The 20,905-nt window shown below is 61.4% G+C and carries 14 protein-coding genes; 2 read left to right on the plus strand and 12 right to left on the minus strand.

Annotation, left to right across the window (positions count from 1 at the left end):
* Positions 1-39: 39 nt before the first annotated feature.
* The 3 genes from HF955_RS17015 to xylB form a co-directional block, all read right to left on the minus strand.
* A complete protein-coding gene (locus HF955_RS17015; RefSeq protein ID WP_291076818.1) occupies positions 40-1,083 on the minus strand; it encodes a LacI family DNA-binding transcriptional regulator in 1,044 nt (347 codons plus the stop codon).
* Positions 1,084-1,255: 172 nt separating this feature from the next.
* Complete coding sequence (gene xylA, locus HF955_RS17020; RefSeq protein WP_291076820.1) at positions 1,256-2,602, minus strand: xylose isomerase; 1,347 nt, start codon at positions 2,600-2,602, stop codon at positions 1,256-1,258.
* A 12-nt stretch (positions 2,603-2,614) separates the two neighbouring features.
* Entirely contained in the window at positions 2,615-4,060 is a 1,446-nt protein-coding gene (gene xylB / locus HF955_RS17025) for a xylulokinase (protein WP_291076821.1), read from the minus strand.
* Between the two features lie 224 nt (positions 4,061-4,284).
* Here xylB and HF955_RS17030 point away from each other — a divergent pair, with 224 nt between their 5' ends.
* Positions 4,285-5,181: an aldose 1-epimerase gene (locus HF955_RS17030; RefSeq protein WP_291076823.1), complete on the plus strand. Its 897-nt coding sequence runs from the start codon at positions 4,285-4,287 to the stop codon at positions 5,179-5,181.
* Here the strand turns inward: HF955_RS17030 and HF955_RS17035 are convergent.
* A complete protein-coding gene (locus HF955_RS17035) occupies positions 5,178-6,233 on the minus strand; it encodes a LacI family DNA-binding transcriptional regulator (RefSeq protein WP_291076825.1) in 1,056 nt (351 codons plus the stop codon). The two genes, HF955_RS17030 and HF955_RS17035, sit on opposite strands and share 4 nt — an antisense overlap.
* A gap of 139 nt (positions 6,234-6,372) precedes the next feature.
* Positions 6,373-7,497, minus strand: a complete 1,125-nt coding sequence (locus HF955_RS17040) for an endo-1,4-beta-xylanase (RefSeq protein ID WP_291076827.1) — start codon at positions 7,495-7,497, stop codon at positions 6,373-6,375.
* 113 nt (positions 7,498-7,610) lie between these two features.
* Between HF955_RS17040 and HF955_RS17045 the strand changes: the two genes are divergently transcribed.
* Positions 7,611-9,356, plus strand: a complete 1,746-nt coding sequence (locus HF955_RS17045) for a glycoside hydrolase family 43 protein (protein WP_291076829.1) — start codon at positions 7,611-7,613, stop codon at positions 9,354-9,356.
* Between the two features lie 59 nt (positions 9,357-9,415).
* On the opposite strand, the gene HF955_RS17050 is transcribed toward HF955_RS17045, so the two are convergent.
* From HF955_RS17050 to HF955_RS17080, 7 genes are all read right to left on the minus strand, one after another.
* Positions 9,416-11,992, minus strand: a complete 2,577-nt coding sequence (locus tag HF955_RS17050; RefSeq protein ID WP_291076831.1) for a glycoside hydrolase family 3 protein — start codon at positions 11,990-11,992, stop codon at positions 9,416-9,418.
* 70 nt (positions 11,993-12,062) lie between these two features.
* The gene (locus tag HF955_RS17055) at positions 12,063-13,490 is read right to left on the minus strand and encodes a sugar porter family MFS transporter (RefSeq protein WP_036260080.1); all 1,428 of its coding nucleotides are present in this window, start codon (positions 13,488-13,490) and stop codon (positions 12,063-12,065) included.
* A gap of 232 nt (positions 13,491-13,722) precedes the next feature.
* Positions 13,723-14,100, minus strand: a complete 378-nt coding sequence (locus HF955_RS17060; RefSeq protein WP_027836316.1) for a hypothetical protein — start codon at positions 14,098-14,100, stop codon at positions 13,723-13,725.
* Between the two features lie 97 nt (positions 14,101-14,197).
* Complete coding sequence (locus HF955_RS17065) at positions 14,198-15,220, minus strand: DUF3137 domain-containing protein (RefSeq protein WP_291076832.1); 1,023 nt, start codon at positions 15,218-15,220, stop codon at positions 14,198-14,200.
* 67 nt (positions 15,221-15,287) lie between these two features.
* Positions 15,288-17,015 (minus strand): dihydroxy-acid dehydratase, encoded by a 1,728-nt coding sequence (gene ilvD, locus HF955_RS17070; protein WP_291076833.1) that lies wholly within the window; start codon positions 17,013-17,015, stop codon positions 15,288-15,290.
* Between the two features lie 62 nt (positions 17,016-17,077).
* Positions 17,078-18,073 (minus strand): isoaspartyl peptidase/L-asparaginase family protein, encoded by a 996-nt coding sequence (locus HF955_RS17075; RefSeq protein WP_291076834.1) that lies wholly within the window; start codon positions 18,071-18,073, stop codon positions 17,078-17,080.
* 43 nt (positions 18,074-18,116) lie between these two features.
* Positions 18,117-20,855, minus strand: a complete 2,739-nt coding sequence (locus HF955_RS17080) for a valine--tRNA ligase (RefSeq protein ID WP_291076835.1) — start codon at positions 20,853-20,855, stop codon at positions 18,117-18,119.
* Positions 20,856-20,905: the final 50 nt, after the last annotated feature.

Here is a 20,905-nt window from a genome sequence, read left to right on the forward strand (position 1 = left end):
ACACGAAACCTGCCGGTTTAGGAACTCCGGAATTGACAGCTAGCGGCGGGGTGCCGCTGTGGATTCCCTCAGCATCAGCTTGTAGTCGAGCAGCTTGTGGCGGGGAGCGTCCCCGCCGGGCGTCGAATCCTCCAGCAGCATGCTGACCGCCTCTGCGGCCAGTTCCCGGCTGGGCTGATAGATGGTCGTCAGGGACGGGCTGATCGTGGTGGCAAGCGGTGTATCGTCGAACCCGACCACAGACAGGTCGCGCGGCACTGTGATCTGGCGCCGATAGGCCACGGCCAGCACCCCGGCCGCCATATCGTCATTACAGGCAAAAATGGCTGTCGGCCGATCCTGGAGGGAAAGCAGCGCTTCGGCGCCGGCCACACCAGAGTCGAACGCGAAATCTCCGTCTCGAACCAGGTTCGGGTCCGCCTCGATCCCGGCGTCCGACAATGCCTGCTGGTATCCGGCAAAGCGGCGCACAGCTTGCGCATGACTATCGGCGCCCTTGATGAAGCCAATGCGGCGATGCCCCAGCCCGATCAGGTATTCCGTCATCTCGCGGGCTGCCGCCGCATCATCAATGGCGACGTCCTGGCCATGCTCAACATCTTCTGCGGGCGCGATCCGCACGAAGGGGATGTTCCGGTTCTGCAATTCGGAGATCAGTTTGGCGTCATCCGACAAGGGCGGGGTCAGGATGGCTCCTGCCAGTTTTGTCTCGGCGCGCAATGCAAGAAGGGACGGATGATTGTCGCTGCAATCCTCCGTGATCAGGCTGTAGCCATAGGCCTGACACCGCTGCAGGGCGCCGAGTTGCACTTCGCCGATATAGTTCCGGGACGGGTTTGCATAGAACAGGCAGATGATCTGGCTGTGCCGTGCCCGCAGGTTCCGGGCATTGTGATTGGTGCGATAGTTGAGCGTCTTGACCGCTTCAAGCACCTTTGACCGGGTCTCTTCCCGGACATTGGTCTCGCCATTCAGCACACGGCTGACGGTCTTGAACGAGACGCCAGCCTCGCGCGCCACATCAATGATGGTCGCGGGGCGGGCATGCCCGGAGGCCCAGTGCGTTTTCAGCCCGTCAGTCATCGCGGCTCCTCTGCTGGAACCCTCAAACGGTGGACGCCCGCGCAGCGAGAAAACGCTGGAGACACAAATTGTCCGCCAAAGAAGGCCTGACGGACAAACTAGCGTTATTTTCCCGGAAGTGACAAGGCCTCGACCACCGGAGGCGTGGGCGAGGCCTTGCACAGGCCGCAGGCTATTTCAGGCTGCGATTGACCAGGTTCTCGAGCATTTCCTGGCGGCCGCTTGCGTGCGAAGGGCTGAGGCCGGCCTTGGCGGCGTGATCCGCGATGCTCTCCAGGCTGGCGCCTTCAGACAGCATCATCTTGCCGAGATCGGAGTTTTCCCAACCCGCATAGCGGTCAGCCTTGAATTTCGCGATATCCCCGCGCTCCAGGATGTCTGCTGCCGAGAGCAATGCCCGTGCGAGCGCATCCACGCCGCCGACATGGGCATGGAACAGGTCTTCAACCGAGCTGGACTGACGACGGACCTTGGCATCGAAATTGAAGCCTCCGGTATCGAGCCCGCCGGACGGCAGCAGCTCGATCAGCGCCAGCGTGATGTCCCGGATATCGAGATTGAACTGGTCGGTATCCCAGCCATTCTGATAGTTGCCGCAATTGATGTCGATCGACCCCATGATGCCGAGCGACACTGCCGTCGCGATCTCATGCGCAAAACTGTGACCGGCCAGGGTCGCATGGTTGGGCTCGATGTTGACATGGACCTCGTCCTCGAGGCCGAACCGCTTGAGGAAGCCGTACACGGTTGCGCTGTCGAAATCATACTGGTGGTACATCGGTTCGTGCGGCTTGGGCTCGATCAGGATTTTGCCCTCGAACCCGATCTTGTGCTTGTGGTCGACGACCATGGCGAGGAACCGGCCGAAATTGCCAAGCTCCCGGTCAAGGTCAGTGTTGAGCAGTGTGTCATAGCCTTCCCGGCCGCCCCACAGCACATAATTCTCGCCGCCGAGCGCATGGGTAACCTCCATGCAGTCACGGATCTGGCGAACCGCAACAGCGGCCACTTCCGGATTCGGATTAGTCAGGCCACCGGCACCAAAGCGCGGATTGCTGAACAGGTTCGCCGTCCCCCAAAGGAGATTGATCCCCGTGGCTTCCTGATAGGCAGCGAGCCGGTCACCCATCCGCTTCAGATTGCTGGACAGTTCATCCGGCGTCGGAGAATCTTCCGTCACATCCACATCGTGGAAACAGTAATACGGCAGGCCGAGCTTGCTGAAGAACTCGAAGGCGGCGGCCATCTTCGCGTCGGCTGCAGCGCGATCATTTACAGCGCCGTGCCAGGGGCGATTGAACGTTCCGCCGCCAAACACGTCGAAGCCATCCCAGCAGAACGTATGCCAATAGCACACGGCCATCCGCAGATGGTCTTCCATCCGCTTGCCCAGCACGATCTGGTCCTTGTCATAGTAGCGATAGGCCAGCAGGTTCTCGCTGTCCGGTCCTTCAAATCTGATCGGGTCGATGCCCTTAAAGACGGGGTCGCCGCCCACCTTGATTTGTCCGTCAGCCATAGTTCACTCTCCTCAAAAGGCATCTTTCAGCATACGGTACAGCGTACCGAATTTCTCATGTTTCGGGGCAAGCCGGTCGCGGTCGCTCTCCTTCGGCTCCACGATCTGCAAAACAGCTGGCGCGTCGAACATGTCCTCAATCGAACCTCCCATGATCGCATAGCGCGCAAGCCTGGCAGCGCCATAGGCAGGTCCCGTTGCCGCGCCATCGCGGTACACCATGGGCGTGTCGAGGACGGCCGCCAGAATGCGGCCCCAATAGGTTGACTGGGACCCGCCGCCGATCACGGAAATGGAATGGACATCGACGCCGGAATCGACGAGCGCCCGGAACCCGTCCGCCATGCCAAACGCCACACCTTCCAGCACGGCCTGACCGATCTGAGCGGGCCCGGAATCATGGGTCAGACCGAACAGGACACCCGATGCATGGGGATTGTTGTGAGGCGTGCGTTCGCCAGACAGATAGGGGAGGAAGAATTCAGGTCCACCAAGACCTGTCTCTGTCTGCGCGCGTTGCACGAGCTCGCCAGCATCGGGCGCCCCGGTCAGTTTGACGGCCCAGTCGAGGCAACTGGCTGCGCTCAACATGACCGACATCAAATGCCACCGGTCCGGCAGGGCATGGCAGAAGGCATGCGCTGCAGACTCCGGATTCGAACGAAATGTGTTGCCTGCGACGAAGATTACGCCGGACGTGCCTAGTGACAGCAGTGCCTCGCCCTCGTCGATGACCCCGACGCCCGCAGCGCCCGCCGCATTGTCGCCGCCACCTGCCACGACAGGCACGCGATCCATGCCCCAGGCCTCGGCGGCTTCCTGACGCAGGATGCCGGTGACCTCGTGGCCTTCATAAAGTTTCGGCATGTGGTCCACGGTCAGACCGCAGGCCGCCAGCAATTCCCCCGACCAGTCCCGCCCTGCCACATCCATCCACAGCGTGCCCGAAGAGTCGGACATGTCGGATGCGAGATCCCCGGTCATTCTGAGACGCACATAGTCTTTCGGCAGCAAGACCTTGTGCACCTTCTCGAACAGGGCCGGTTCATGCCGCCGGACCCATTCGAGCTTTGGCGCCGTGAAGCCGGGCATGACGAGATTTCCGCCTTCCGACACGAAGGCGGGCGTAGACGCCTGCAGATCTCGGCACTCGGCAAAGCTGCGCCCATCATTCCACAGGATCGCGGGGCGGATCGATGCCAGCGACTTGTCCAGCAGGGTCGCGCCGTGCATCTGGCCAGAAAGACCGACCGCCTGCACCTTGTGGCGACGGTTCACGTCCAGCTTGGCGACGGCCATATTGGTCGCGGTCCACCAGTCGGAAGGATTCTGCTCCGACCAGAGCGGCTTCGGTCGCGAAATGGGCAGGTCAGCCTGGCTGACTTCAACCTGGCGCCCTGCCTCATCGATTAGCGCGGCCTTCACGCTCGATGTTCCGATATCGATCCCTAGAAACACGTGTCCGATGTCCTCCCGGCGGCCTGATTCTGGGCGGCCGCTCCATAAATGATACCGCTATCATTTCATTTTTGATGCGGCAAGGGCGGAAATTCAATTGGTGAAACTACGCAGTCGAAGTCCGTTTCCGTAGCGTCACACGGCCGGATTGAGGGATTCCCCTTCTTTTCATGTTAGCGTTCGCATGCTTTGTGATCGAGATAATTTGAAATGAGGAAACGGAATTGGCCGACTCCACGTCACACGCAAAACTCACACTCGAGTCGGATACGCTGGTGCTGACCCTTTTGCCCGATCTAGGCGGCAGCGTTGGCAACCTGACCTATCGGGGAATCGACGTTCTGCGGCCCTTTGATGAGGTCGGGGTGGAGAGCCCGTTGCATACGGGCGGGTTTCCGCTCTTCCCATTTTCGGGCCGGATATCCGATGCCCGGTTCGACTGGAACGGTCGCGCCGTATCCCTGACGCCGAACTTCCTGCCGGAGCCGCACGCGATCCATGGTCAGTCGTGGCTCGACAGATGGCAGGTCGTGGACAGCGGCCCGGAGACGGCCTGTCTGGAGTTCAAGTATGCGCCCTCCGACTGGCCCTGGGCCTATCGCGCGGAGCAGGCGTTCCGCGTCACCGCCAATCGCCTCGACCTGATCATGACACTGACGAATACAAGTGACGAAGACATGCCAGCCGGGCTCGGGTGGCACCCCTATTTTCCTCGGGGCGATGCCCGGTTCAGCGTTCCGGTCGACAGGATGTGGACAGCAGATTCCGGCATGATCCCGGACCGTCTCTCCTGCCCGCCCCCATCTGCCGACCTGACCGGCTGGCAATCAGTGAATGAAACCGACCTGGATAACGCCTTCACCGTTTCAAGCTGTGTCAGCCGGATCGAATGGCCCGCCCAAAAGATTGCCGTCGATCTGGAATCCGACAGCCTCTTGGGCCATGTCGTCGTGTACACGCCTCCTGGCGAGGATTTCTTTTGCGTCGAACCGGTCAGCCACGCGCCTGACGCTGTAAACAGCCGGCACTCCAGGGAAGTGACCGGCCTGCACACCCTTGCGCCGGGGGAAAGCCTGTCAGCAAAGATCACGCTGACCGTGCGGGAACTGCCCGGACGCTAGCGCTTCAGTCTGGAAACCGAATCCCGCTCGATGATGGCCACGTCGAGCACCGGATTCAGATTGTGTGCATTGGCCCCGTCCTCGGAAATGAAAGACGCCAGCAGGTCCACTGACTGATAACCCATTTCGGCAATGGGCTGGCGAACCGTGGTCAGTTGCGGCCAGATGGCGCTGGCAATGGGCGTGTCATCATATCCGACCACCGAGATGTCTTCCGGAACGCGTTTGCCGTGCCGAAAGGCCGACGCGATCACGCCGGCGGCCATGTCGTCATTGCTGGCGAAGATGGCAGTCGGCAGGTCATCCAGTTCCAGCATGGCGTCTGCCGCCTCCATGCCACTGCGATAGGTAAACCGCCCGCGACGCACAAGCGCCGGGTCGATGTCCAGTCCGTGTTCCTTCATCGCCATCTGGAAGCCGCTATAGCGCCGATGCGAAGAAACCTGGTCTTCCGCCCCGATCACAAACCCGATCCGGGTGTGACCATGCTCGATCAGGTATTCCGTCATCCGCTTGGCGGCCGCTTCATCATCGATGGACAGGCTGGTGCCTTCCTCCGGGCGAACCCTTGGCGCGATCAGCACGCAGGGAATGCCGGCCTCTTCGAGTTTCGACAGCAGGAGATCGTCTTCGCTGAGGGGGGGGACAACAAGAATGCCATCCAGTCCTGCGCCGCTGACACGGCCGACAAGTTCGTCGACATCTTCGGGGTCCTGATAAGAGGAGAAATCCTCCAGAACGAGGTGATGGCCCGCTTCCCGGCACCGGTTCATGGCGCCGATCAGCAATTCGCTGAGATAGGAATTACTGGGATTGTTGAAGATCATTCCAATGAAGAGCGAGCTGCCGCCGGCGAGACTGCGGGCGAGCAGGTTCGGCCGGTATTTCAGTTCGCGAATGGCCTCTTCGACCTTGGCACGTGTGGCTTCCCGCACCACGTCGCGGCGGTTCAGAACGCGCGAAACAGTCATCTGGGACACGCCGGCCAGTTCTGCGACTTCCTTGATGGTGGCGTGCTGGCGTCTGCCAGTTTTTGAAATCTTTTCGGCCATTCCTGTCTGTCTCTTCCCGTCGGCGGGCTCCCTGTCTCGATTCATCGGCTATGCCTGATGGTCGCCGGTCGCTCGGACCTCATCGTGTTTCTGCAAGATTTTCAAGACGATTCAGCCAGATGGGGTAATCTGGCGCAGCTCATGAACGGACTGGCGCCGCACGCAGGGCCGCCGCGACCGCCTCCCGCATCGGCTTGGCGCGATAGGCCGAATCGTAGAGCGTCGGTCGCTTCGGCAATCCGTCTTCGCGCGGCTTGAATCCCTGCAACCAGCTGTGATGGTCGGCCAGTCCCCAAACCAGGAGGTCCTTTGTCTCGCGATAGCTGAACATCATGTCCAGATAGTCCCGCGTGAAGGCCGCGATTTCCCGGTCGCGCTCTGCAATTCCGGGGGCCATCATCGAGTCATTGACGTCGAATTCGGTCAGATAGATTTCGAGCCCCATGCCGACGGCCTCATCGACGAAATTGCGCCAGATGCGTTGCTGGGTCGGCGTGAAAGCCGAGGGTGGCGCGTCATTCGAATGACTCTGGATGCCCAGAGCGTCCACAGGCGTGTCATTTCGTTTCAAACGTTCCAACATCCGCAGCACCCCGCTTCGGTGCTTTTCATGACTGGGTTCCCAGCTCATGTAATCATTGTATGCGAGTGTTGCGCTTGGTGCGGCCTCCCGGGCCGCATGGAACGCGGCGTCCAGGACCTCCGGCCCCATGGCGCGGGTCAGCGACGTTTCCCGGATCTCGCCCGTTTCCGGATCAATCGTCTCGTTGACGACATCCCAGGAATAAATGAAGCCGGCATCGCGCGCAGCGACCGCCTGAACATAGGTGCGCAGGAGTGTCTCGGCTTCCACCGCGGACGAGAAAGTCGTGTCATTGACCCAGTCCGGCAGCCATTGCGGATGCTGCCACAGCAGGGTGTGACCGCGCATGCCGAGGCCGTGAGCCTTGGCAAATTCGACGAGTGCATCGCCCGGGCCCCAGTCCATCTTCTCCGGCGTTGGCTGGATCGTGTACATCTTGTGCTCATTCTCGGCGACGATGATCGCACATTCCGCCAGGACGATGTCGACATAGTCCGGTTGATGGATTTCTCTCGCATCCATCGCGGTGCCGAAGCGGATGCCTTTCCCGGCAGCAAGAGTCTTGAGCGGCACATCTCCGGAGTCGCCCGATGCCGTCTCGCCATTGCCGTGGGCGCAGGCTGCGGAGCCAAGAGTGCCTGCCATCAGGGCAAGCGTGTGGCGTCGAGTGAATTCGGTCATGTGGGCCTCCCGGAATTTGCCAGCCCGAAACGGGCTTGGCCTTTTAATTATGATACCGCTATCATAACCGGAACAGAAACCGGGTCCAGACCGGACGTCCGACAGGGAGTGACATGATGAGACCGAAACTGACCGCCGGCCTGATGGCCAGTGCAGCCATGGCCGGGCTGGCCGCCTGTGGACCGGCAGCAACAGACGCGCCGGAGCAGACCGAACTGCCCCAGGCCCAGACAGATGTAGCAGAAGCCCGCTTTGCCTATCTGACCTATTCAGGCCAGGATCCGGTGTTCGAGACGCCTCTGGCACCGGACGAGGCCCGGAACCCGATACTCGCTGGCTATTATCCTGATCCAAGCGTGGTGAAGGTCGGCGCCGACTATTACCTCGTGAACTCCTCTTTCACCCACTATCCGGGCATTCCGGTGTTCAACAGCCAGGACCTGATCACTTGGACGCAGATCGGCAATGTGATCGACCGACCGGACATGCTCGACTTTTCCGGTCTCACCGTGTCGCGCGGTGTCTTTGCCCCGACAATCGAATTTCATGATGGCCGGTTCCACGTCATCACGACTTGTGTCGATTGCGGCGGGAATTTCATCGTGACAGCAACCGACCCGGCGGGCCCATGGTCCGACCCGGTCTGGTTGCCGCATATCGGCGGTATCGATCCGTCGCTCTTCTTCGATGAAGACGGCAAGGCCTACATCCTGAACAATGATGCGCCGGAGGGAGAGCCGTTGTATAGCGGGCACAGGGCGGTCTGGATTCGCGAAGTCGACCCGGTCACCTTCGAGCCATTGTCGGATGCCGTGGTAGCCGTGAATGGCGGCGTTGACCTGTCGGCGGAGCCTGCCTGGATCGAAGGCCCTCACCTCTACAAGGTGGACGGACGATATTTTCTGAGCGCGGCCGAAGGGGGCACGGGCCCGCAACACTCCCAGGTCATTTTCACGGCGGAGTCTCCGCTGGGGCCTTTCACGCCGCATCCGGACAATCCGGTCCTGACACAGAGAGACCTTCCGGAAGACCGCCCTAATCCCATTACATCTGTCGGCCATGCGGATTTCACACAGGATGCCGACGGGAACTGGTGGGCCGTATTCCTGGGCACGCGCCCCTATCAGGGCAATGAATACAATACCGGCCGGGAAACCTTCCTGATGCCGGCCTATTGGGACAATGGCCTTCCGCGCATTACGGCCCCCGGGGACGTGCTGCCCTATGTGATCGACCGGCCGGACCTGCCCGTACAGCCCGAGGCCCCTCTGCCACTGACCGGAAACTTCACTCACACGGACACATTCGTCGGGGACACCCTGCCTTTGCACTGGTTGCGTGTGAGAACGCAATCGGACGACTGGTTCAGGCTGGACGACGGCGATCTTGTCATTTCGGCGGGTCCGGTCCGTCTCGGCGATGCCGGGCATCCCACCCTGCTCGGCCGCCGCCAGCAGCACACACATGCGGAAGCCTCGACCGAGGTCTTGTTCAAGCCGGCGGACGCATTGGATGAAGCTGGGCTCGCCGTGTTCCAGAATGATGCCGCCTATTACACACTCGGCGTGTCTCGCTCCAAAGACGGACAGGAAATTGTACGGGTGCGCCGGCGCAGCGAAGAGACGTCAGGACGCGATGGAGAATTGGTGGCAGAAATGCCGGTCGCGTCGGAAACGGGCGAGCCGGTCCGGTTGAAGATCGTGTCCGACGGGCCCGATCTGGCATTCTACCAGGCCGCCCCAGAAGGCGACTGGCAGGCGATCTCTCTTGGCCAGGATGGCACGATGCTCAGCACGGACAAGGCAGGCGGGTTCGTCGGAACGCTGTTCGGACTCTACGCCCAATCTGCAGGCAATTGAAATGCAAAGGGGCGGCCTCTCGATGAGACCGCCCCTTCCCCCTCGCCCCCCGGAGCAGATTACCGCTCCGAACAGGATCCGCCAGTTGACGGCTCAAACCGGATGTCCGCAATGGCTACGGTCCCGGCATCCACCGTGGCGATCACGGCCGGAATGCTGATATTGGTCAGATCCGTGAGCCCCATGCAGGCGGAGGGCGCGCGATATTCTGCCCATTCCGCCCCGGATACGTTGAACACTTCAGCGGTTTCGCAATGACCGTTCTGGTCGCATGCGCCGCTGATCATGAGTTCATGCTCTCCGCCATCCGGCACCTTGCCGGCGAAGACGATGTCCAGTCCCGTCTCACCAGAATCGCTGAGATCAACTGCATTTGCGAATGATCCGATATAGAGCGCCCCGGACGGTTCGGACCACGACATGACCAATGCGTCTTCCTGAATCTCGTAGTCAGTCCGGGACACGCTGAGGCCCGCGAGTTCCGTCGCGCCCGCAGGCAGGGTCGTATATGACCCTTCGAAAGCCAGCAGCGCGCTCCAGCGGTCGCCCGGCCGTCCCCGCTTGAACAGGGTCCGCGGATCCGCATTGCCCTTCAAGTCTTCCGACAGGCCCGGATCTTCGCTGAGTTCGCCCACAAAGGCGGTGTCGCCATCATAGCTGAGACCATATCCGTAGGCGAACAAGGGATCATAAGGCGCATCGGACGGGTTCAGCAGTCCCGGCTGCGCCGTTGCTGGCCAGGAATAGGAAAGCCGTCCCGTGAAATCGAACTCCGGATCGGTCCGGAACAGGACGTCTGCAACGCCGCCACCTTCGGATCCCGGCAGCCAGGCAGCAACGAAGGCATCGGAATCATTGATCTCCGGGTTCACCCAGAGCGGACGACCGGACAGGAAGACCGACACAACCGGAATGTCGCGATCACGATAGGTTTCAAGGATCTCCGTATCGAACCCGTTCGGCACAAAGTCCATCGTCCGGATATCACCAATACCCTCAGCATAGGGATTCTCGCCGTACACCGCAATTACGACATCGGCGTCGACTTCCTGTTCCCCGGTCGGGTCGAAGATCAGCGTGCCACCTCCGGGCAGTAATGCCTTTTCGATGCCTTCCAGAATGGACTCGCCATTCGGGAAATAGCTGTTGTCATACCCGCCGCCTTGCCAGGAGAGGGTCCAGCCGCCGGCCGTCTTGGTGATGCTGTCTGCACCATCGCCGACAACAAGCACTGTCTGGTTCGTACTCAGCGGCAATGTGTTGTCATTGTTCTTCAGAAGCACAAGCGACTCACGCACGGCGCGGCGCGCGATATTGCGCGCTTCCGGTGTGGCAAGCAGGCTCTCATCATTAGCGCCGGGGCGCTGGCTCGGTGCAGGCTTGTCGAAAATGCCGTAAGCGAGTTTCACACGCAGGATCCGGCGCACGGCATCATCCAGACGCTCCATCGGGATATTGCCACCCTTCACGTGCTGGAGCGTGCTTTCATACAGGCCCTTCCAGCTGTCGGGTGCCATATACATGTCGAGACCGGCATTGAGGGATTGCGGGCAATCCGTATTCGTACAGCCTGGGACCTGGCCGTGCCCGTTCCAGTCACCCACGATAAACCCGGTGAAGCCCATACGGTCCTTCAAAACTTCCGTCAGCATGGCGTGGCTGCCATGCATCTTGACGCCCTGCCAGCTGGAGAACGAGGACATGACCGTTTGAACCCCGGCTTCGAGCGCCGAGAAATAGCCCTGGGCATGAATGTCGATCATCTGCTGTTCGGTGGCCTGGGTTTCGCCCTGGTCGATCCCGTCCAGCGTGCCGCCATCTCCAACATAGTGCTTGGCGCTGGAAATCACCCGGCCATTGCCGAGGAACCCATCCGTGTCGGGACGCCCCTGCAGGCCGTAAACGATGCGTTCGGCATAGGCCCGGACGATTTCTGGGCGTTCGGAATATCCTTCATAGGTGCGGCCCCAGCGGTCATCGCGCGGGGTGGCAATGGTAGGTGCAAAGGTCCAGTCGTGACCGGACACAATCAGTTCCTCGGCCGTGATGCGCGCAATGTCCTCGATCAGATCAGGATCGTTCGCGGCTCCGAGACCAATGTTGTGCGGAAAGATGGTCGCGCCGGCGAGGTTGGCATGTCCGTGAACGGCATCGATGCCCCAGATGATCGGAATGGCAATCTCGACACCTTCCGGATCGACGGACGCCTCCCAATAGGCGTCTGCCGCAGCGATCCACGCGTCCATTGGTGCGAACGCGTCATCGCCGGGCGCAGAACTGCCGCCGCTCAGGACCGACCCCAGCCGGTATTGCTTCACCTCTTCCGGTGTGACGCTGTCACTGTCGGCCTGGATGACCTGCCCGACCTTCTGCTCAAGGGTCATCTTTGACATGATGTCATCGATGCGGGCCTCGATGACCGGGTCGAGTGCCGGGACCTTGATTTCCGGCCACAGGTCCGGCGTCACCGTGAGGTCGCGTTCCGTCATCAGCGCGGTCTGGACGGGTTCGGCGACGTCCGACATTTCGGCGGCCGCATTTTCGACCGGTGTGAGATTGCAGGCGGTGAGCAGCGCCACGCAAGCGGCCCCGCCCAGCAACGAGATGATTGACGATTTCCGGACGGACTTGGCCATCGTGACCTCCCTTGTTGTTTTGTGAAAACGCCCCCGCCGACGGATCGGCGGGGGCGGATAAAGTGCGGGCCTAGCCCTGCATTTCCTCAAGCTCGAGGCCCTTGGTTTCCCGGACTGCCTTGAACACGAAGAAGACCGAGATCAGGGCGCACACGGCATAGAAGCCGTACGCTCCTGCCAGCCCGATGCCGGCCGTTGCCAGCATGATCGGGAAGGTCATCGTGATCGCGAAATTGGCTATCCACTGGGCAAAGCCCGATACGGCAAGACCCGCGCCCCGCACCTGGTTCGGGAACATCTCGCCCAGGGCAACCCACATCACCGGCCCCCAGGACGCGTTGAAGAACACGACATAGGCGTTCGCCGAAAGCAGCGCGATCAGACCGTAGGTGCCCGGCAGGCTGACAGCCCCGTTCACGGTGACGGCGTTCGAGAAGCAGACAACCAGAATGGCCAGTGTCACCGTCATGCCGACGGAGCCAACCCAGAGCAGCGGCTTGCGGCCGATGCGATCGATCAGCAGGAGCGCAATAATCACGGCAACGATGGAGACCGCACCCGAGATGATGTTGATCAGCAGCGCATCGCTCTCGGAGAAGCCAACCGCCTGCCACAGAACTGCGCCATAATAGAAAACGACATTGATGCCGACGAGTTGCTGGAACACCGCCAGGCCGATCCCGACCCAGACGATGGGCTTGAAGCCGAACTGGCCCAGCGCGTCCTTCAGGGACGGCTTGTGATCATTGGCCAGCGATTCCTCGATCTCATCGACCTTGCGGCGGGCCGCCTTCGCGCCAGCGAGCCGGGTCAGAACGGAGCGGGCCTGATCGGTTGATCCCTGCGCCACGAGGAAACGCGGGCTTTCGGGAATGAAGAGAAGCGCAACCAGGAAGAAGACTGCCGGCAGCAATTCCATCCAGAACATCCAGCGCCAGGCTTCGAAGCCGAGCAGCCATTCATTCATGGCGGACCCGCCGGTCGCCTGCGCGATCAGATAGTTGGATACAAAGGCGATGAAGAGGCCGCTGATGATGGCCACCTGCTGGATCGAGGACAGGCGTCCGCGATACTTTGCCGGTGCGACTTCCGAGATATAGGCCGGAGACATGACGCTGGCAGCGCCGACTGCCAGGCCACCAATGATGCGGTAGATGACAAACTCGGTCGAGGAGCCGGCAATGCCGGAGCCGAAGGCGGAGATGATGAAACACACCGCGGCAACGATCATCATGGTGCGGCGGCCAAACGCGTCCGACAGGGTGCCTGCAAGGGCCGCGCCGACGGCGCAGCCCAGCAACATCGAGGCGACGTTGAAACCTGTGCCGATGTCCTGGGATTCGAAGGCCGCCCGCAGACCGTCCACGGTGCCGTTGATGACACCGGAATCGAAACCGAAAAGAAAGCCGCCGATCGTGGCGACGGCGGTGATGAGCAGGACCTGGCCAAAACTGCCCTGTCCAGTCTCTGAATGTACTGTCGTAGTTGCGTCGCTCATACCCGCGCGCCCTCCCTGAATCGCGGCAGGCAACCCCCTGCCCGCTTGTGTGATTATACCGAGGTTCTGCCTCGAATGTTATCGCACAACAAGGAGCCTATCAAAATCAAGTTGTCAACGTTGACACATGATGGAATTTCAACAGCGCCCACGAGTCGATGCGACGGTGACGCGCCAATAGCGCATCCCCGTCGATCTTCGTCCAGCTGTTTCGGACACCGCGGACCTGCCCCTATTTGGTGGCGCAGCTCTGATTGTAGGAGGCAATGTCCTGATTGAACTGGCGGGCAAGCGCCTGCAGGGCGAACTCGGTCTTCATCAGGTCTTTCTTCGACGATTCATAGTCGGCCTTGGCCGCATCGGCCTGTGCCGCATGACCGGCGGATGCCAGCCGGTGCACTTCCAGTTCTTCCCAGATATCGCCCTTGGCCTCGACGGTCTCGGCCATGGCGTCGCGCTTTTCCTGCATTTGCTGAATCTCGGCCTTTTTCGGCGCCAGGGTCGCCGCCATCGCATTGCACCGCTTCACATCCGCCGCCGTCATTGCCTCGGCCGTCGCAATCTGTGCGGCAAGGACAAGCAGGATACCGGTGGCGAGGGATCTGATCATGAAGAGGGGCCTTTCGATGTCTGGGCCTGTTTATGGCAGCGCGCTACTGAAGCAAAGCTGAATGGCCCTGCCCCGGATCCGCCGCATTTGGACCGGATCACTTGCGCTCGAGTTCCTCGCGGCGGCGTCCGCGCACCACCGCATCGATGATCTGGAAGATGGCAGAAAAATCCGTCAGCAGTTCCTTGACCCGGTCGACGCTGTCGAGCGGCTTGAACATGCTGCCGGGTTCGAACAGATCGCCGCCCTCCAGAGTGATGAACATCTCGCCGCCATCGAAGCAGGCTTTCAACCGCCCGCCATGAAAGGCCTTTTCGAGATCGACCAGATCCTGCATCAGGTCAGGCGTCAGCAGATAGCGGCTTTCGACCTGGTCTGTCGTGTAGACCTCGAAAATCTTCTCGAAAACCGGATCTTCGAGCGAGGCACGGCTCATGCCCTTGCCCCCGCCAAACCGGTTGAAGAAGCCGGCATCGCGCGTGATCAGGGTGCGCCCGTAGAACCGCTTGTCGAATTGCAGACGGAGACACTGGCCGCGAAACACGGTGACCCAGCGCGTCCGGCTGCGGCCCTTGGAATCGGTTGAGGAACGCCGCTCCTCGAGGTGCGCCTCGAACAATTCGAAGTCGACGCCATTGCGCTGGCCGGTCAGAAGGTCCTCATAGCTCGCACGGTCCCAGCCCGGCACGGTCCGGACCTGACGATGGCGGTAGATCGACTCGATCGACCCGGGTTCGGCCGCGAAGGAGAGGCCGAGTTCCCGCACGACAGGCTGGACAATCAGATCCTTGGCTTCCCGGCCGAGGCGGCGGACATCGCGCCCGCCCCAATAGAGATAGCCGAGACCGATCACGACTGGCGCAATGGCGGCCAAAGGATGCCGGATCAGAAATGCCCCGGCGAGCCCTCCAATCAGGGCGAGCGCAATGCCGACATAGCGTGCCTGGCGCGCCTTCGCGACGGCGGCCTCGCGTTCGGCCTCGCGGGTGAGCAGGGCCGGACGGATTTCGTCCTGGAAGAGGCGCGGGAAGTTGCGGAACTCGTCCGGCAGGTCGCCCAGCGTTTTCACGACGTCAGGGTCCAGGGGCAAGGGGTCGGTCAGGGACGGGTCCTGAGTCATAAGGGGCGGCCTCTCAATCAAAGACCGCCCCAGTTAAGCTCGGATTCCGTGACAGGTAAAACCTGTATCAGATGTCGGCATAGACGTGGCGTTCGCCCTCGAAGCCCGGATGCGTGGTCGCGCCCTTGTGGGCCGGGCCGACCAGGGCAGCGAATTTCTGCAGGGCGCCGGAGCCGTAGGCTGTGACCCGCGGCTTCCAGTTGCGCTTGCGGTCTTCCAGTTCGGCCGGGGTCAGGTGCACGTCGATTGTGCCCTTTTCCGCATCAATGGTGATGATGTCGCCATCCTGGATCAGGCCGATCGGACCACCTTCCTGCGCTTCGGGACCGACATGGCCGATGCAGAAGCCGCGCGTGGCGCCGGAAAAGCGGCCGTCCGTTATCAAGGCCACCTTGTCGCCCATCCCCTGTCCGTAGATGGCCGCCGTGGTCGACAGCATTTCCCGCATGCCCGGGCCGCCTTTCGGACCCTCATAGCGGATGACCAGGACGTCGCCCTCATTGTATTCGCGGTGGGTGACGGCATGGAAACAGGCTTCCTCACCATCGAAAACGCGGGCCGGGCCCGAGAATTTCAGCTCGTGCAGCCCGGCGACCTTCACGATGGCACCATCGGGGGCCAGCGACCCCCACAGGCCCACGACACCGCCCGTCGGCGTGATCGGGTCGGTCGCGGGATGGATGACCTTCTGGTTCGGGTCCCATTCGATGTCTTCGAGGTATTCCGCCCAGGTCTTGCCGGTAACAGTCAGGCAGTCACCATTGATCAGGCCGGATTCGTGAAGGGTCTTCATCAGCATCGGCACACCGCCCGCTTCGCCGAAATCCTTGGCCACATAGTCGCCGCCGGGCTTCAGGTTTGCGATGTAGGGTGTCTTCTGAAAGATCTTGGCAACGTCTTCGAGGTCGAACTTGACGCCGCACTCATGGGCCATCGCCGGCAGGTGCAGCGCGGCATTTGTCGAGCCGCCGGTGGCCGCAACCACGATGGCGGCATTCTCGAACGCCTCGCGCGTGCAGATGTCACGGGGACGCAAATTCTTCTCAACCAGTTGCATCACGACTTCACCACTGGCCACGGCATAGCCATCGCGGTCGGTATAGGGGGCTGGAAGCGCGGATGAGAGCGGCAGGGCGAGGCCGATGGCCTCCGACACGCACGCCATCGTATTCGCGGTGAACTGGCCGCCACAGGCCCCGTCCCCCGGACAGGCCACCTTTTCAAGCGCGTGCAGCTTCTCGTCGGTCATGGAGTTGGAGCCGGCGGCATGGGCGCCGACGGCCTCGAACACGTCGAGCACGGTCACGTCGCGCCCCTCATATGAGCCCGGCAGGATGGAGCCGCCATACAGGAACACGCTGGGCACATTCAGGCGCAGCATGGCCATCATCATGCCCGGCAGGGATTTGTCGCACCCGGCAATTCCGACCAGTGCATCATAGGAGTGGCCGCGCATCGACAGCTCAACCGAATCCGCAATCGTATCGCGGCTGACCAGGGAAGACCGCATGCCTTCATGGCCCATCGCGATGCCGTCGGTGACGGTGATGGTGCAGAACTCGCGGGGCGTGCCATCGCCCTTTTTCACGCCTTCGGACGCCGCATGTGCCTGCCGCATCAGCGCCGTGTTGCAGGGGGCTGCCTCGTTCCAGCAGGATGCGACGCCGACCAGAGGCTTTTGAATGTCCTTGGTCGACAGGCCCATCGCGTAGAGATAGCTGCGGTGCGGAGCCCGTTCCGGTCCTTCGGTGACGTGGCGGGAGGGAAGTCTCGATTTGTCCCAGGTCTTGCTCATGAGGGTATTGTCCTGTCTGCTTTGCCTAGCCCCTAGCGCGCATATCTGTTGCGGGAAAGAGGCTATTCGTCACCATAGATGGCAGTTCTTGCCCCGGATGCATCGATGAGCCCCCGGTACATGCCTTCGGAATTGAAGATGAAGGCGAAATCGCCATCGGCGCCGATGACGATGACGCCGCCATCGCCGCCCAGATCGGCCACCTCGGCGAGCGCGGTGTCGGCAGCCTGTTTCAAATCATCGCCAGCCAGTTTCACCCGGTCGCAGATTGTCTTGGCCACGCCCACGCGAATGAAGTATTCGCCGTGCCCGGTGGCGGATACGGCACACACACCATTCTCCGCATAGGTGGCCGCCCCGATCAGGGGCGAGTCGCCGATTCGTCCGGCTGCCTTCGCCGTCATGCCGCCCGTGGTGGTCGCCGCGGCGAGATTGCCGTTCATGTCGATGGCAACCGCGCCCACCGTGCCATGGCGGTCTTCGGCGGTGCGCTTGCGATCCTTGAGGACGCGTTCAAGCGCATTCTGACGGCGCTCGGTGTAGAAATAGGAATTGTCGACCATGTCGAGGCCCTGCGACTCGGCAAAGGCGTCGGCGCCGTCTCCCGCGAACATGACATGCTCCGACTGCTCCATCACGGCGCGGGCCGCCCTGATCGGATTACGCACGCGCTTCACGCCCGCCACCGCACCGGCATTTCGGTCACGGCCGTCCATGATCGACGCATCGAGCTCATGTTCCTGGCTGGCGGTCATCACGGCGCCATAGCCGGCATTGAACAGCGGATCGTCCTCCATCGGGATGACCGCCGCCTCGACGGCATCCAAAGCGCTGCCGCCGGACCGCAGCACCTCCGCCCCGGCCTCCAGCGCGGTTTCCAGCGCAGCCGTGTAGGCCGCCTCCTTTTCCGGAGTCATGCCGTCGCGCGTGATGACTCCCGCGCCGCCATGGATCACGAGGCGCCATTCAGGCATGTCCGTTGCCGTTTCGGCCGGATCGGACGTTGCGCACGCGCCGAGGAAGACCGCCGCAGCGATCGTCAGGTAGCGAAATGTCATGAGGGCAGCTCCTGTTCATACCGGAACAGGATGCCCGCATTGGTCAGAGCCCTTCAAGCCCCTTTCGGGCGGCTTTCAGCTTTTCGCGGCGGGCCGTCCAGTCGACAATGCGCTCGCGGTTCTCCTCGACGATCTCGGCTGGAGCCCGGGAAACGAAATTCTCGTTGGACAATTTCTTCTCGGTCGACGTGATGTCCTTGTCGAGCTGGGCCAGTTCCTTGTCGAGCCGCTTGCGGGCCTCGTCGAGATCCACGATGTCCGCCACGGACAGGGCCGACATGGTTTCGCCGATCACGGCCGTGACAGCGCCTTCCGGTGTCGCATCTGTCATGGAAATGTCCTCGAGGCGAGCAAGCCGTTTCAGGACGTCTTCATGGCTCATCGCGCGATGTTCGATTTCAGGCCCGGCATTGACCAGCGTCAGCGGTAGCTTGGAGCCGGCCGGCACGCCAAGATCGTTACGCAGGGAACGCAGCTCGGTGATCATGTCGATCACCCAGTTGATCTCCTGGGCAGCGGCTTCGTCGACGAACACCTCCGTTGACGGCCAGGACTGATGCATCAGAAATCCCTTCTCCGTGGCCCGGCCTTCGGCGCGGCGGTCCCAGAGCTCCTCGGTGACGAAGGGCATGAAGGGATGCAACAGTTTCAGGGATTCATCGAGTACGTATCCGCAGACCATGCGGGTTTCCTGCTTGGCGGAATCGTCCATACCCGCCAGCAGAGGCTTGATGAGCTCCAGATACCAGTCGCACAGCGTGTTCCAGATGAATTTGTAGAGCGCGCCCGCGGCCTCATTGAACTTGTAGTCCTCAATGCCCTTGGTCACGTCCGCAGCACACTGAGTAAGCTCGGACAGAATCCAGCGGTTTACCGGACTTTCGATTCTGGAAAAGTCGATCTCGTCCGGCGCGCCGCATTCATTCATTTCGGCGAAGCGTGCCGCGTTCCACAGCTTGGTGGCGAAGTTGCGACTGCCTTCAACGGCCTGTTTGGAGAGGCGAATGTTGCGCCCCTGCCCGGCCATGCGGCCCATGGTGAAGCGCAGCGCGTCGGCGCCGTATTCGTCGACCAGTTCCAGCGGGTCCATGGCATTGCCCTTGGACTTGGACATCTTCTGCCCCTTCTCGTCGAGGACGAGGGCATGAATGTAGACATCCTTGAACGGAACTTCGCCCATGAATTCGAGACTCATCATCATCATCCGGGCAACCCAGAAGAAGATGATATCGAACGCAGTGACCAAAGTCGCGGTGGGGAAGAAAGTGTCGAGGTCCGGCGTCTCGTCCGGCCAGCCCTGCGTGGAGAAGGGCCACAGAGCGGAGGAGAACCATGTGTCGAGGACGTCTTCGTCCTGAACAAGTTTCTTGTCCGGACCGGCTTCAGCTTGCGCGTCCTCTTCACTCAAGGCGACATACGCATTGCCGTCTTCGTCGTACCATGCCGGAATCCGGTGCCCCCACCAGAGCTGGCGGGAGACACACCAGGGCTGGATGTTTTCCATCCAGTTGAAATAGGTCTTTTCCCAATTTTCCGGGATGAATTTGGTCTTGCCTTCTTTGACCGCTGCGATGGCGGGCTCGGCCATCGTCTTGGCGTCGACATACCATTGATCCGTCATCCACGGTTCGATGACGACGTTGGAGCGATCCCCGAAAGGCTGTTCGATCTTCAGGTTTTCGATCTCTTGCAGGAGTTCAGCGGCCTCGAATGCCTCGACAACTTTCTTGCGCGCATCGAAGCGGTCCAGACCGCGATACTCGGCCGGGATGCCGGCGGCGTCTGCATCCTCACCATCCACGATATGCGCGGTAGCGTTCAGGATGTTCAGCGGCGTATGACCCGCTCGCTTGCCGACCTCGAAATCGTTGAAGTCATGGGCGGGTGTGATCTTCACGGCACCGGAGCCCTTGTCCGGGTCGGCATATTCATCGGCGATGATCGGAATGCGGCGGCCTACAATGGGCAGCTCGACAAACTTGCCGATCAGGCCCGCATAGCGCGGGTCTTCCGGGTGCACGGCAACGCCCGTATCGCCCAGCATGGTTTCCGGGCGGGAGGTGGCGACGACGATATAGTCGCGCATCTCCTGATCCACGACATTGCCGTCTTCATCCTTGACCGGATGCATGTAGGTGACGCCATCGGCGAGCGGATAACGCAAATGCCAGTAATGGCCGGGCACTTCGCGCTGGTCGACTTCGAGGTCCGAAATCGCCGTCTGGAAGTGCGGGTCCCAGTTCACCAGCCGCTTGTCGCGATAGATCAGGCCCTTCTTGTACAACTCGACGAACACTTTGGTGACCGCGCGCATCATGCTGTTGTCCGGGTCGTTCCGGTCGCCCATTGTGAAGGCTTCCTTCGACCAGTCGCAGGACGCGCCAAGGCGCTTCAGCTGGCCGACAATCGCGCCGCCGGATTCCTCTTTCCATTCCCAGACGCGGTCCACGAATGCATCACGCCCCATGGAGCGGCGATCCTGATTGCCTTCCTGGGCCAGCTTGCGCTCAACCACCATCTGGGTGGCGATGCCGGCATGGTCTGTACCTGGCTGCCAGAGGACGTTCTTGCCGCGCATCCGCTCGAACCGGATCAGCACATCCTGAAGCGTGTTGTTGAGCGCGTGGCCCATGTGCAGCACACCGGTTACATTCGGCGGCGGAATGACGATGGAATAGGCCTGCGCAGACGTGTCGCCGGAGGGTTTGAAGCATCCGTTCTCTTCCCAGGCCTGATAGAGGCGTGGTTCGGCTTCGGCGGGGTCAAATCTTTGGTCGAGCATTGGTTCAGGCGTATTCCCTATAAAAGAAAAGGCGCGCCAGTGACGGCGCG

The organism is Hyphomonas sp., from assembly GCF_017792385.1.
Classification (GTDB): domain Bacteria; phylum Pseudomonadota; class Alphaproteobacteria; order Caulobacterales; family Hyphomonadaceae; genus Hyphomonas.

Excerpts from the sequence above, each read along its gene's own strand:
- HF955_RS17015 (WP_291076818.1), bottom strand. The coding sequence starts at position 1,083 with ATGACTGACGGGCTGAAAACGCACTGGGCCTCCGGGCATGCCCGCCCC.
- xylA (WP_291076820.1), bottom strand. The coding sequence starts at position 2,602 with ATGGCTGACGGACAAATCAAGGTGGGCGGCGACCCCGTCTTTAAGGGC.
- HF955_RS17035 (WP_291076825.1), bottom strand. The coding sequence starts at position 6,233 with ATGGCCGAAAAGATTTCAAAAACTGGCAGACGCCAGCACGCCACCATC.
- HF955_RS17040 (WP_291076827.1), bottom strand. The coding sequence starts at position 7,497 with ATGACCGAATTCACTCGACGCCACACGCTTGCCCTGATGGCAGGCACT.
- HF955_RS17045 (WP_291076829.1), top strand. The coding sequence starts at position 7,611 with ATGATGAGACCGAAACTGACCGCCGGCCTGATGGCCAGTGCAGCCATG.
- HF955_RS17050 (WP_291076831.1), bottom strand. The coding sequence starts at position 11,992 with ATGGCCAAGTCCGTCCGGAAATCGTCAATCATCTCGTTGCTGGGCGGG.
- HF955_RS17055 (WP_036260080.1), bottom strand. The coding sequence starts at position 13,490 with ATGAGCGACGCAACTACGACAGTACATTCAGAGACTGGACAGGGCAGT.
- HF955_RS17060 (WP_027836316.1), bottom strand. The coding sequence starts at position 14,100 with ATGATCAGATCCCTCGCCACCGGTATCCTGCTTGTCCTTGCCGCACAG.
- HF955_RS17065 (WP_291076832.1), bottom strand. The coding sequence starts at position 15,220 with ATGACTCAGGACCCGTCCCTGACCGACCCCTTGCCCCTGGACCCTGAC.
- ilvD (WP_291076833.1), bottom strand. The coding sequence starts at position 17,015 with ATGAGCAAGACCTGGGACAAATCGAGACTTCCCTCCCGCCACGTCACC.
- HF955_RS17075 (WP_291076834.1), bottom strand. The coding sequence starts at position 18,073 with ATGACATTTCGCTACCTGACGATCGCTGCGGCGGTCTTCCTCGGCGCG.
- HF955_RS17080 (WP_291076835.1), bottom strand. The coding sequence starts at position 20,855 with ATGCTCGACCAAAGATTTGACCCCGCCGAAGCCGAACCACGCCTCTAT.